The 12,293-nt window shown below is 74.4% G+C and carries 10 protein-coding genes; 3 read left to right on the top strand and 7 right to left on the bottom strand.

The features are described 5' to 3' along the window. Window positions 1-53 precede the first annotated feature (53 nt). Window positions 54-767, bottom strand: a complete 714-nt coding sequence (locus J2S66_RS12565; protein WP_310307146.1) for a putative universal stress family protein — start codon at window positions 765-767, stop codon at window positions 54-56. Window positions 768-1,095: 328 nt separating this feature from the next. Between J2S66_RS12565 and J2S66_RS12560 the strand changes: the two genes are divergently transcribed. Together J2S66_RS12560 and katG are read left to right on the top strand one after the other, a co-directional pair. Beyond that, window positions 1,096-1,551, top strand: a complete 456-nt coding sequence (locus J2S66_RS12560) for a Fur family transcriptional regulator (protein WP_310307144.1) — start codon at window positions 1,096-1,098, stop codon at window positions 1,549-1,551. Continuing rightward, window positions 1,548-3,821, top strand: coding sequence for a catalase/peroxidase HPI (katG, locus tag J2S66_RS12555; protein WP_310307143.1), 2,274 nt, complete (start codon window positions 1,548-1,550; stop codon window positions 3,819-3,821). Before J2S66_RS12560 ends, katG begins: the two co-directional genes overlap by 4 nt. A 99-nt stretch (window positions 3,822-3,920) precedes the next feature. Here the strand turns inward: katG and J2S66_RS12550 are convergent, their stop codons facing one another. From J2S66_RS12550 to J2S66_RS12530, 5 genes are all read right to left on the bottom strand, one after another. Next, window positions 3,921-4,472, bottom strand: a complete 552-nt coding sequence (locus J2S66_RS12550) for an EF-hand domain-containing protein (protein ID WP_306748232.1) — start codon at window positions 4,470-4,472, stop codon at window positions 3,921-3,923. A gap of 106 nt (window positions 4,473-4,578) precedes the next feature. Continuing rightward, window positions 4,579-5,364 (bottom strand): class I SAM-dependent methyltransferase, encoded by a 786-nt coding sequence (locus J2S66_RS12545; RefSeq protein WP_310307142.1) that lies wholly within the window; start codon window positions 5,362-5,364, stop codon window positions 4,579-4,581. Then, on the bottom strand, window positions 5,361-7,538 hold the full coding sequence (locus tag J2S66_RS12540) for a cytochrome P450 (RefSeq protein WP_310307140.1): 2,178 nt from the start codon (window positions 7,536-7,538) through the stop codon (window positions 5,361-5,363). Before J2S66_RS12540 ends, J2S66_RS12545 begins: the two co-directional genes overlap by 4 nt. A gap of 187 nt (window positions 7,539-7,725) precedes the next feature. Beyond that, window positions 7,726-8,523 carry an MOSC domain-containing protein gene (locus J2S66_RS12535; protein WP_310307139.1) on the bottom strand — a complete coding sequence of 266 codons (798 nt, stop codon included), beginning with the start codon at window positions 8,521-8,523 and terminating at the stop codon, window positions 7,726-7,728. 92 nt (window positions 8,524-8,615) lie between these two features. Next, window positions 8,616-9,557, bottom strand: a complete 942-nt coding sequence (locus tag J2S66_RS12530; protein WP_310307138.1) for a Leg1-related protein — start codon at window positions 9,555-9,557, stop codon at window positions 8,616-8,618. Between the two features lie 203 nt (window positions 9,558-9,760). Between J2S66_RS12530 and J2S66_RS12525 the strand changes: the two genes are divergently transcribed. Next, window positions 9,761-10,906: an oxygenase MpaB family protein gene (locus tag J2S66_RS12525; RefSeq protein ID WP_310307137.1), complete on the top strand. Its 1,146-nt coding sequence runs from the start codon at window positions 9,761-9,763 to the stop codon at window positions 10,904-10,906. Window positions 10,907-10,916: 10 nt separating this feature from the next. Here J2S66_RS12525 and J2S66_RS12520 read toward each other — a convergent pair whose 3' ends face one another. After that, the gene (locus J2S66_RS12520) at window positions 10,917-12,035 is read right to left on the bottom strand and encodes a cytochrome P450 (RefSeq protein WP_310307136.1); all 1,119 of its coding nucleotides are present in this window, start codon (window positions 12,033-12,035) and stop codon (window positions 10,917-10,919) included. Window positions 12,036-12,293: the final 258 nt, after the last annotated feature.

Raw genomic sequence — 12,293 nt, 5'->3', positions numbered from 1 at the left:
ACGCCCTTTCGCGCGGGAGCACCCGTGGCGCGCGGGGACCAGGCGTGCCGCCGTCACGCGGTGGGGAGGACCGCCGTCCCGTCGGCCGCGCCGGGGGAGTCGACCAGGGGACCGATCAGGGCGACCGGGCGGGTGCAGCGGTCGAGCAGCAGGCGGCTCGTGGGGCTCCCCGCGGTCGAGGTGCGGCCCAGGACGAGCAACGAGGCCGACCCGGCGTGGCGGGCGAGGCCGGTGACCGGGTGCGACCTGGCCACCCTGGTGTCGACCGGCACATCGGGGTGGCGTCGGGCGCACCGGTCGACCACGCTCGCGGCGGCCCGTGCCGTCGGGGTGGCGGTGACGGGCTCGCGGGTGCAGCACACCGCGCGCAGACCGGAGCCCAGGACCCGGGCCAGGGCGAAACCGGACAGCAGCGTCGCCTCGGACGGCCGATCCCCCCTGACGCCGACCAGGACGGGCAGGTCGTCGCGCCACGTCCCGCCGGGCGGAACCGCGACGACCGGGCACCGCGCCGAGGTGGCCACGAGGAGGGCGAGCGCCCTGTCCTCGTCGGTCCGCGAGTTCACGACGACCACGTCCGCGACGCCGGAGCCCGTCACCGGGTCGCCGGAGCCCACCACGACGCCGAGGCCGCGCCGCCGCGCGTACGACTCCGCCCACGAGAGGGCGTCGAGGTCGTCGGCCGACGTCCGGAGGAGGACGTGCGCGGGGCGGTCGGGCGGCGGTGCCGGGTCCACCGCGGCGGCGCGCGGAGTGATACCTGTCACGAGTCATTACATCGCCGCGGGCCGCCAATGGTTAGCCGCCGCGGCCGATCACACCCGTTCGAATGAGTCCTGTGGTGTGACGGCGACCGCGGCGTCCTCGACGGGCTTCCGCCCGCCGAAGTCGCGGGCGGACGGCTTCGTGGTTCCGACACCACCTCGAAGTCGATCTCTGTAGGGTGTCGTGGATCGACGCCACGCCACACTGCGGTGGGAGGTCACGATCCACGGTGAACACAACGATTCGGGACTGCGTAGCCGCTCGTGTGCGGAGAGTGTTGTGACGGAAGTAATTTTGATTTGTTCCAGACAACAGTCTTAGGGTCCTCGCGTGACGTCCGACTTCGAGGCGCGGTTGCGGGCGGTCCCGTTGCGCGTGACCCGCCCGAGGTTGGCGGTGCTCGCCGCGCTGCGCGACCACCCGCACGTCGACACCGAGACGGTGATCTCCCTGGTGCGGGTCGATCACCCCAAGGTGTCCCACCAGGCGGTCTACGACGTGCTGCGGGTGTTGACCGACGCCGGTCTGGTGCGCCGCATCCAGCCCGCCGGTGCGACCGCCCGCTACGAGTCGCGCGTGGGGGACAACCACCACCACGTGGTGTGCCGCTCCTGCGGCGCGATCGCGGACGTCGACTGCACCGTCGGCCACAGTCCTTGCCTCACCGCCTCGAATGACGACGGTTACGTGGTCGACGAGGCGGAGGTCGTCTTCTGGGGCACCTGCCCCGACTGCTCGACCGATGACACACCGCCAATGAACCGCCAGTCGGAAGGAAGTCCATGACCGACCCCAAGGCAACGCCCTCCAGCGCGCAGGGCGTCGACCAGAAGGCCGCGGTCGGCTGCCCGGTCGCGCACGACTCCGTGACCGCGCACGGCAGCGAGAGCGAGAACCCGGCGATCGACTCGCCGACCCCGAAGACGGGTGGCCGCCCGCGCACGGTCCGGGACTGGTGGCCCAACCAGCTCGACCTCTCCGTGCTGCACGCCCACTCCCCGAAGGGCAACCCGCTGGGGGAGGGCTTCAGCTACGCCAAGGAGTTCGCCAAGCTCGACGTCGAGGCCCTCAAGCGCGACATCGCCGAGGTCCTCACCACCTCGCAGGACTGGTGGCCGGCCGACTTCGGCCACTACGGCGGTCTGATGATCCGCATGAGCTGGCACGCCGCGGGCACCTACCGCATCCACGACGGCCGCGGCGGCGCCGGTGACGGCGGTCAGCGCTTCGCCCCGCTCAACAGCTGGCCGGACAACGCCAACCTCGACAAGGCTCGCCGGCTGCTGTGGCCGGTCAAGCAGAAGTACGGCCAGAAGATCTCGTGGGCCGACCTGCTCGTGCTCGCCGGCAACGTCGCCCTGGAGTCGATGGGCTTCAAGACCTTCGGCTTCGGCTTCGGCCGCCAGGACGTCTGGGAGCCGGAGGAGATCTTCTGGGGCCCGGAGGACGCCTGGCTGGGTGACGAGCGCTACGTCAGCGACTCGGAGATGGCCCCCGAGGTCGGCGCGACCGAGATGGGCCTCATCTACGTCAACCCCGAGGGCCCGCGCGGCAACGCGGACCCGGCCGCGGCGGCGCACTTCATCCGCGAGACCTTCGGCCGGATGGCGATGAACGACGAGGAGACCGTCGCCCTCATCGCCGGTGGCCACACCTTCGGCAAGACGCACGGCGCCGCGGTCGCCGACGGCCACGTGGGCGCGGAGCCCGAGGGCGCCCCGCTGGAGGCGCAGGGCCTGGGCTGGCTGAGCACCCACGGCAGCGGCAAGGGCGCGGACACGATCACCAGCGGTCTCGAGGTGACGTGGACCGACGTGCCGACGCAGTGGAGCAACCGCTTCTTCGAAATCCTCTTCGGCTACGAGTGGGAGCTCACCACGAGCCCCGGCGGTGCCAAGCAGTGGGTCGCCAAGGACGCCGAGGAGATCATCCCGGACGCCCACGACCCGTCCAGGAAGCACAAGCCGACGATGCTGACGACCGACCTGTCGCTGCGCGTCGACCCGGCGTACGAGAAGATCTCCCGCCGCTTCCTGGAGCACCCCGACGAGTTCGCGCTGGCGTTCGCCAAGGCCTGGTACAAGCTGCTGCACCGCGACATGGGTCCGGTCAGCCGCTACCTGGGCCCGTGGGTCGCCGAGCCCCAGCTGTGGCAGGACCCGGTCCCGGCCGTCGCCCACGACCTCGTGGGCGACGCCGACATTGCCGCCCTCAAGGCGAAGGTCCTGGAGTCCGGCCTCACGACCACCCAGCTGGTCACCACGGCCTGGGCCTCGGCCGCGACCTTCCGGTCCACCGACAAGCGCGGTGGCGCGAACGGCGCCCGCATCCGCCTGGAGCCGCAGCGCAACTGGGAGATCAACCAGCCGGAGCAGCTCGCCAAGGTCCTGGAGACCCTGGAGGGCGTCCGGCGGGAGTTCAACGAGGCCGGCGGCGCGAAGATCTCGCTCGCCGACCTGATCGTGCTGGCCGGTTCGGCCGCCGTCGAGGAGGCGGCGCGCGAGGCCGGCGTCGAGGTGACCGTGCCGTTCCGCCCGGGCCGCACCGACGCCACGCAGGAGCAGACCGACGTCGAGTCGTTCGCGGTGCTGGAGCCGCGCGCCGACGGGTTCCGCAACTACGTGCGCCCCGGTGAGAAGCTCCAGCCGGAGGTGCTGCTCGTCGACCGCGCCTACATGCTCGACCTGACGGCGCCCGAGATGACCGTCCTCGTCGGCGGCCTGCGCTCCCTCGGCGCCAACCACGGCGGCACCCGGCACGGCGTGCTCACCGACCGGCCCGGCGTGCTCACCAACGACTTCTTCGCCAACCTGCTCTCGCCGGGCGCCCGGTGGAAGGCGTCGGAGTCCGAGGAGGACGTCTACGAGATCCGCGACGCGGCCACCGACGAGCTGAAGTGGACCGCCACCGCGGTCGACCTGGTCTTCGGCTCCAACTCGCAGCTGCGCGCCCTCGCCGAGGTCTACGCCAGTGACGACGCCCGCGAGAAGTTCGTGGCCGACTTCGCGGCGGCCTGGACCAAGGTCATGGAGCTCGACCGGTTCGACCTCGCCTGATCCCGCTCCACCGACGAGCCCGGCCGATCCTCCGGTGATCGGCCGGGCTCGCCCGTTCCCCGTCCCCCGGGACGATCGCGCCACCCCCTCGCCCGTCGTCTACAGGGGACCGTAGAGCCAGTTGCCGTCGGCCTCGGGGTCCTCGCTGGTGAAGTACTCGACGACGGCCTCGCGGACCTCACAGGGTGGCAGGCGGCCGTCGGCGTCGCGGTCGAGGCGGCGGAACGCCGTCTTCATGTCCTGCGGCGGAACGCCGAGCGCCTCGCCCAGCCGGACGTACTCCTCCAGTTCGAGGTAGCCGTCGGCGTCGGCGTCGAAGAGGGAGAACCAGGCGGCGACGGTGTCGTTCAGCGAGTCGAGGAGCGCGTCGGCGTCCTCGGCGAGGGCCGTGCGGACGCCGAGCTCGTACTCGGCCGCGGTCAGGCGGCCGTCACCGTCCTCGTCCATCCGCTCCAGGTGCGCCTCCCAGATGTGCAGGAGCGCCGCGCGCAGCCGCTCGACCTTCTCCGGCTGCTCGGCGAACGGCACGGCCAGCGCGTCGGCCATGGCGGGCATGTCCCGCGCGGTGAGGTGGCCGTCCTGGTCGGTGTCCAGGATGCGGAACATGTGGTTCAGCTTGCGGGTGAGGATGGAGGTGACGGTGGTGGTCACAGCTCGTTCTCCTTCGTAGACCGGCTCGATCCCCGCAGATGGTGACCCGGGACCGGGGCCCGCGCAGCGGGGCGGCGGGTGTTTCACCCGGCCGAGTGCACGTGGGTCACGCGCGCCGGCCCCACGCGGTCACCATGGTCAGGGCGGTGGCGGTGAAACCGGGCGTGTCGAGCAGGGCGCGCACGGCCTCGACGTCCTCCGGTCCGAGGAGACCCGCGGCGAGGTGGGCGGGAGCGGACTGGTCGAGGGTGGCCCGCCAGAAGGCGTCGGTGGCGCCGCCGTCGCCGACGGTGCCCGGCGTGGTCCGCACCCGGACGTCGCGGAGGCCGACGCCGCGCAGCCGACGCGGGAGGGCGTGGGCCCAGCGCAGGTCGGTGCCGACGGTGGCGCGGAAGAGGCGTTCACCGGCCTCGGCGACCTTGCGCAGGAGGGGGTGGGGCGAGGAGTCGACGACCTGCACGCACAGGTCCTCGACGACGAGCAGGCCACCGGGGCGGACCCAGCGCGCGGCGCGTTGGAGGACCCGGTCGCGGTCCGGCAGGTGGCTCAGCAGCGCGCGGGCGTGGACGACGTCGAAGGAAGCCGGCGGGAAGTCCTCGGTGACGACGTCGTGCCGCACGACCCGCACCGGCGCGGTGGGCGGGAACCGCAGGAACCGGGTGTCGGTGTCGGTCGCCACCACGTGACCGCGGGGCCGGTGGGCGGCCAGCCAGGCCGCGACGGACCCGGCGCCCGCCCCGAGTTCGAGGCACGACGCGGTCTCCGGCAGGTCCAGGCCGGCCAGGACCCGGGTGGTGCCGGGGTCGAACGCCGCTTCCAGGGTGCCCAGGCGGGCGTGTTCGCCGGGGGCGTGGTGGGCGACGTGGCTGGCGCCGTACCCGCTCGTGCTCACAGCAGCACGTCCAGGCGCGGCGGGCAGCGCTTGACGAAACCGGTCGGCGCGGGCGCGGGACCCGGGGGCCGGCGCAGGCCGGGGAAGGCGTCGAGCAGGACGCGCAGGCCGGTGGTCAGCTCGGCGCGGGCCAGGTGCGCGCCGAGGCAGTAGTGGCGGCCCGCGCCGAACGAGAGGTGGGACGAGGCCGCGCTGTACTCGCGGTCGATCCCGTCGGCGCGGTCGAGGTCGAACTCGTCGGGCCGGTCGAACCGCTCCGGGTCGCGGTTGGCCGACCCGATCAGGCAGGCGACCGTCGCGTGCGCCGGGACGGCGCCGGAGGGCAGCTCCACCGCCTCCGACGTCTGGCGCAGGACCAGCTGCATGGGCGCGTCGCGGCGCAGGGTCTCGGCGAGCGCGCGGTCGGCGGCCGCGGGGTCGCGGCGGACGGCGTCCCGCACGCCGGGCTCGTCGAGGGCGTTGACGACCAGGTTGGCCAGGCCGGCCGTGCTGGTCTCGCTGCCGGCGGTCAGCAGGACGGCGCAGCAGCCCCGGACGTACTCGTCGGACAGCGGCCGCCCGTCGACGGTGGAGGCGAGCATCGCCGAGATGAGGTCGCCGGCCGGGCGGGCGCGGCGGGCGTCCAGGTGGGGTTGCAGGTAGTCGTAGAAGTCGTCCCGGTTGGCCGGGCCGCGGGTGAGCAGACCGGGGTCCTGGCGGTAGTTCGCCAGGTAGGAGAACCCGACCCCGGTCCAGGCGCGCACGCGGTCGACCTGCTCCGGGGTGTCGGCGGGCAGGCCGAGGACGCGGGCGATCACCCTGATGGGCAGGGGGGTGGCGAACGCGGTGACGAGGTCGGCGCGGTCGTGGCCGCGCAGTTCCCCGACCAGCGAGGCGGCGACCTCGGTGATGGACGCCTGGATGAGGGCCAGCGCCCTGCTGCGGAACGCGGGGGTGAGCAGCGCCCGGTGCGCCGCGTGCTCGCGGCCGTCCATCGACACGATGCTGTGCCCGAGGAGCGGGGCGATCTGCCAGCCGTAGTTGGCGTTGGTGAACCGGGGGTCGGTCAACGCGGCGCGGACGTCGGCGTACCGGCTCAGCAGCCACGTGTCGGTGGGCTCGTCGTAGGCGACGGGGCGGGTGGTCCGCAGCAGCGCGTACAGCGGGTGGGGGTCGACCTCGAACTGCCGGGACTTCAACGTCGGCGTCACCTCGCCGGTGTGCGCGCTCGCGTGGCCGCCGGCCCGGAGGTGGTAGCGGGAGGCGGTGCGGTGCCACTCCGCGCACGCGCCCATCACCTGCTCCAGCCGTCGCGCCACCCCGGAGCCGCAGGCGGCGTGGCGTCGCCTGACGGCGGTGAAGTCGTCCACGGCGGCCACGAGCATCCCGTGGGCGGCGTCGACCGCGCCCTGCACGCCGAGGGCGCGTTCCCGCGCGAGGACCGTCACCAGGTTGAACCGCTCCCCGAGGACGGCGTCCTTCGCCACGGAGTGGATGTCGTTGGTCCAGGACACGACGTCCGCCGCCCGCTCCCGCAGGGCGTCCCGGCACCCCGACCGGCAGGCGGCGGCCGGGTGCGCCGCGCCGTCACCCGCCTCGATCAGGTCGAAGAACACCAGGGCGCCGAAGGCGTGCCGCCGGACGCGCACGTAGTCCTCGACCCCGAGGTCGGCCGCCGTGCCCCGCGCCCGCACCAGCTCCCGCTGGGCGTCGAGGTGGCGCAGGAGGTGACCGCGCAGCCGCTCCACCCACGCCGCGTCGCCCAGCGCGACCGTGCGCGGCCACAGGTCGTCGGCGAGCGCGGCCAGCATCGGGTCGTCGGCCGGTCGACCTCCCCGACCGCCGGTGATCGCCTCCACCGCCGCGGTGAACCGGTCGAGCGCCCCGTCCTCCGCCCACGGGCCGTCGTCCACCCGGTCGTCGAGGACCACCGCCCACAGGAACCAGTCCACCACCACGGACGCCCCGGCCCCGGTCGCGGTCCCGGCCAGCGCCACCCCGAGTCCCAGCAGCGACGTCCCCGCCAGCCGCGCGCTGCCCCGCGGGCCGATCAGGCCGTGCCGCTCACCCCACCGGATGGCCCGCGCCCGCAGCGGTTCGGCGTCGGGCCGCGTCGGCGGCGCGTCGAACGGCAGGCGCAGGCGGGGGACGGTGAACGGCGCGGAGCGCACGAGGGCGGGCGAGGGCAGCGGCATCGCGGCGGGTCCTCCCGGTGGCACGACGGGGCCACGCGGGAACGTGGCCGCCGTGGTGCAACGTACGTACCCCGCGCGACCCGCCGGACCCCGCGGGGGCGTGCGCCCGCCAAGAGCACCTGATCGGGTTACCGGGCCGTTCCGGCCGCCGGTCGTGGCCCCCGCCGCCGGCGGAGGTCGCCGGCGGTCACCGGGGCCGGCGCCACTCGGTGACGGTGACGTCGTCGCCGACGGCGATCACGCCGGGGGTGAGCACGGCCGCCTTCAGGCCGAAGCTGACGCCGTCGGGTTCGCGGCGGTAGTCGGCCAGGGTGCGCAGCGGCTCGGGGCCGACGCGCGCCCCGGTCGTCTGGTCGACGAGGGTGACCGCGCAGCGGATGGCCAACTCGCCGAAGCCGATCCCGGCGCCGCCGACCGCCATCCGGGCCACCCGGTCCTCGGTGTGCGGCTCGGGCCAGCCGCTGATCACGATGTTGGGCCGGAACCGGTCCATGGGCACCGGGGTCGCGCCCCGCTCCGCGATCCGCGCGTTCAGGCCGTCCAGCGAGGCGGGGGAGAGGACCAGCAGCGCGGTCGGGTCGATCCCGGCGCGGGCCCGGCCGGCCCGGTCCGGCTCGCGCACCAGGCGGACCTCCTTGCCGACCGCTCCGGACAGCCACTCCGCGACGTCGTCGCCCAGGTCGATCCCGGACCCCGGCCACTTCTCCACGTCCACCGGCAGGACCGGCCCGTCCGCCTCCGCGTCCAGCACCAGTTCGCCGGCGCCGGGCGCGCTCAGCGCGAGCTTCGCGCCCCCGTGCAGCACCCGGACCCGGACGGCGGCCAGCAGCGGCGCCTCGCCCTGCCACAGGACCGTCCCATCCGGCTTGACCGGGGCGAACAGCCGGTCGTGGGTCAGCCCGGTCGGGGTGGCCTCGGCGCGCTCCACGACGACCCCGGCACACCCCTTGACCGGGTACAACGTCAGCGCGGACACCGTTGGCATGCCGCCAAAGTACCGGGGCCACCGACCCGGCACCACGGTTCGCCGCGAAGACCCGGCCGGGCCTCCCCGGCGGGTCCGCCCGGGCTGTCCGATCAGGGGCGCAGCAGGTGGCCGAGCAGCCTGCGCCGCTCGGCGGCGTTCTCCGGGCGGGGGTCGAACACCGCGTCCAGCAGCGGCAGGACGCGGTCCCGCGCCTCCCGGGTGCGCATGACCCGCTTCCACAGCAGCAGGTCGAGGTGGTAGCGCCACCTCGGGGTGGTCGCCAGCCGGAGGACGTTCACGACGTTGCCGCGGGCCTTGGCCGGCAGCGCGCGCACGTCCTCCCGCGTGGCGAGCACCGACTCGGGCAGCACGTCGAGGCCGTGCGCGGTCATGAAGTCGAAGTCCGTCGGCCACGCCGCCGCCCACAGGTAGTCGACCATCCGGCACCAGCCGCGCAGGAATTCCACCTCCAACTCGGGCCACGGTGCGGTGTCGACCTCGGCGAGCACGCCGACCACCACGTCCAGGCACGTCTTGTGCGCCTTCCACAGGGCCCTGCGCGCCGGTTCCGGGTCGGCCGGGCCGCCCCCGCCCACCAGCGTGAAGTAGGCGCACCAGTCGTCCACGGCGCCGACGAACTCGTCCGGCAGGACCCCGTCCACCACGTACCGGAACCGCGAGCGGGCCGGCGGGTCCGCGACCGGGAGGGCCGGCACCACCCCGGCGGCGGCCGCGGCCAGCCACGGCACGACGCAGAGCGCGTAGTTGCCGTAGCCCCACGGCGAGTCCGGGTCGATCCGGCCGTCCTGCCGGGTGCCGGCGCCGAGCCGACCGGTGCGGAACTGCCACTGGTGCTGGAACGCCAGGCCCCACAGCGGGTTGCGCCGGTTGTCGGCGCCGAACCGGTCGGCGGGGTTGGTGTTGTCGATCATCAGCCGGTAGGCGGCCATCCGCTGCTCGAAGCGGAACGGGTCGAACGCCCCCGCCGGGTCCTCCGCCGTCGTCCAGACCGGGTGCAGGTCCAGGGCCGCCAACTCGTCGGGGTGGGCCATGCCCGGCATTCTTCCGCGCCGGCCGCGTCCACCCGTGCGGGTGCACCCGTCCGCCGGAGGGGGATGCCCCGCTCGGAGGCCGTCCGATGCGGAAAGTCCACCCAGCGGGGCCGCGCTCCGGTCGGGGATCACCGGATCGTGTGCTTGGCGCTCGGCGGTGACGCGGAGTGGACTGATGTCTCCGACGGTGAAGGGGGTACTGCGTGATCGACGCCGCTGCGGTGGACGAGTTGAAGTTCCTCGGCGACCCCCTCGCGGACGCCGTGGTGGCCGACCTGGTGGCCACCGGCCGGGTCGGTGCGGTCAACGCCGTGCTGGAGCACTTCCGCGCCAACGACCAGCCCATCCCCGGTGACCTGCCCGAGGTGGTGCGGGAGTTCCTGGTCGCCACCGACGACCCGCCACCGTGGGCGGACCTGGACCGCATCGCGCGGGCGTACGACTTCTTCGTCGACGACGGCGTGCACGTCGCCTCCGTGCTGACCTTCGGCGCCATGGTCAACTGCTACGCCCAGCCCCGGGCCTCGCGGGTGCTCACCCTGACCCACGGGCTGAACCAGCCGCACCGGCGGCTGTCCGAGACGTCGCAGTTCGTGATGAACATGATGGGCTGCGACGCCTTCGGCCGGGGCGGCGCGTTCGTGCCCACCATCCAGAAGACCCGCCTCATCCACGCCGCCGTCCGCCACTTCCTCACCACCTCCGGCCGGTGGGACGTCGAGGCCGACGGCGTCCCGGTCTGCCAGCAGGACATGGTCGGGGCGCTGCTCATCTTCTCCGTGCAGGTCGTCGAGGGCATGCGGCGCATCGGCATCTCCGTCACCGAGCAGGAGGCCGCCGACTACTACTACGTCTGGCGCGTCACCGGGGCCATGCTCGGCATCCCCGTCGGGGCCCTGCCCGAGTCCGTGGACGAGGCCCGCGAGCTGAGCGCCATCCTCGTCGAGGCGGCCTACGGGCCGTCCCCCGAGGGCGTGTCCCTGACCCGCGACCTGCTGACCCTCTACGAGAAGCTGTTCCCCGGCAAGCTCTTCGACGGCATCGTCGCCGCGATGGTCCGCCAGGTCGTCGCCCCTGAGGTCGCGGACTGGATGGAGGTGCCGCGCTCGCGGGCCTGGGCCGGCGTCGCGCGGGCGGGCACCCGCCTGGTCCGCGCGCTGGAGCGCTCCGAGGACAACAGCGCCCTCGCCACCAGGGTCCTGGACAAGGCCGGCGCGCTGCTGCTCGGGGGCAGCGTCCGCACCCTCACCGACGGCCAGTCGACCACCCTCGACATCCCCGCAGACCTGCGGGAGCGGTGGACGGAGGCGGGCGTGTGCCCGGCGCCGGGCCGGGGGGACGCGACCTGACCGCGCCGGGTCACACCGGGAGCAGGCGCAGCCGGAGGCCGCGGGGGGCGTGCAGGACGTCGAAGGTCGGGGTCGGCGAGCGGTGGGGGACGAGGTGGTGGGTCCTCAGGACGGTCGCGAGGACGACGGTCAGCTGCGCGAGGGCCGGTCGTGAGGCCGGGCAGGTGCGGGGGCCGAGCGCGAAGGGGAGGTAGCTGCCGGGAGCCGGTCGGAAGCCGGCGCTCCAGCGCCGCGGTCGGAACTCGGCGGGCTCGGACCAGGTGCCCGGGTCGCGGTGGTTGAGGTAAGGGCTGAAGAGCAGGTCCGCGCCCGCGGGCAGGCCGCGGGCCGGTGCGGCCGACCGCCGGCGCAGCCGCCAGACCGGCGGGTGCAGGCGCAGCGCCTCGCGGATCACCGCCCGGCACAGCGGCAGGTCGGCCGTCGGGTCGGGGCGCGCGGCGGCTTCGGCGCGGGCGTCCCGCTGGACGTCGGGGTGGGTGGACAGCTCGTGCAGGGCCCAGGCCAGCGCGGTGGCCGGGACGTGGTGGCCGGACAGCAGCATGGCGCGCAGGGCCAGCGTCACCGCGTGCTCGTCGAACCCGTGGTCGAGCAGGACCGCCGGCAGGCCCGCGCGGGGATCGCGGACGTGGTCGCGGATGGCGTCGTAGGTGGCGCGTTGGGCGCGGCGCAGTCGGTGCCGGCGGAACGGCGCGGGCCGGGGGCCCGCGAGGAGCAGTTCCCGTTCCAGCAGCGGGGGGAGCACCCGCGACGGTCCGCCCAGCAGGTGCCGGGTGTTGACGGCGGACACCACGCGGACGGTCTCGTCCCCGACGTCGACGACACCGGGCGACGGCCAACCCGGGACGATCCCGGCGGCCTGCTCGGCGACCACCGGGAGGGACGCGGTGATCCGGGCGGTGGTGAAGAGGGGGCGCATGGCGCGTCGGACCGCCATCCAGGTGGCCGGGCCGTCCGGGCCCCACGAGGTGAGCGCGGCGGGACGGTCGGTCCGGCCGGTGACCGCGTCCCTGCTCGCCAGCAGGCGCTCGGTCTCGGCGGGGTCGGTCACCAGCCACGCGCCGCCTTCGAGCCGAGTGACGCCGTCGCCGGACCTCGCGGCCGAGACCAGGGCGTCGAGCGGGTCGGTCATCGCTCCCCGCCCGCCGCCCGGTCACGCCTCCGCCCGGACCACCGGTCGAGGCGGTCCGGGCGGGAGCGGCTCACACCGCCGGGTAGGCGTAGTAGCCGGAGTCGGTGGGACGGCGGCGGCGCAGGAGCATCCTCAGGAATTTCATCGCGCCCTCTCGTTGACGGAAAACCCAGTATTGCCAAGGGTTTCGACGGAGGTCAAGGAACCGCGACCCCGGTTCACCCCGATGCGCCGACGACGGTTCCGCGGCGCCCTCCC

The organism is Saccharothrix longispora, from assembly GCF_031455225.1.
Lineage (GTDB): Bacteria > Actinomycetota > Actinomycetes > Mycobacteriales > Pseudonocardiaceae > Actinosynnema > Actinosynnema longispora.
Note: the sequence above shows the minus strand (reverse complement) of the source record. Positions and strands in the feature narration are given on the sequence as shown.

What these genes read in the sequence shown, in the direction of transcription:
- katG (WP_310307143.1), top strand. Translation starts at nt 1,548, where the DNA reads ATGACCGACCCCAAGGCAACGCCCTCCAGCGCGCAGGGCGTCGACCAG.
- J2S66_RS12540 (WP_310307140.1), bottom strand. Translation starts at nt 7,538, where the DNA reads ATGCCGCTGCCCTCGCCCGCCCTCGTGCGCTCCGCGCCGTTCACCGTC.
- J2S66_RS12535 (WP_310307139.1), bottom strand. Translation starts at nt 8,523, where the DNA reads ATGCCAACGGTGTCCGCGCTGACGTTGTACCCGGTCAAGGGGTGTGCC.
- J2S66_RS12530 (WP_310307138.1), bottom strand. Translation starts at nt 9,557, where the DNA reads ATGGCCCACCCCGACGAGTTGGCGGCCCTGGACCTGCACCCGGTCTGG.
- J2S66_RS12520 (WP_310307136.1), bottom strand. Translation starts at nt 12,035, where the DNA reads ATGACCGACCCGCTCGACGCCCTGGTCTCGGCCGCGAGGTCCGGCGAC.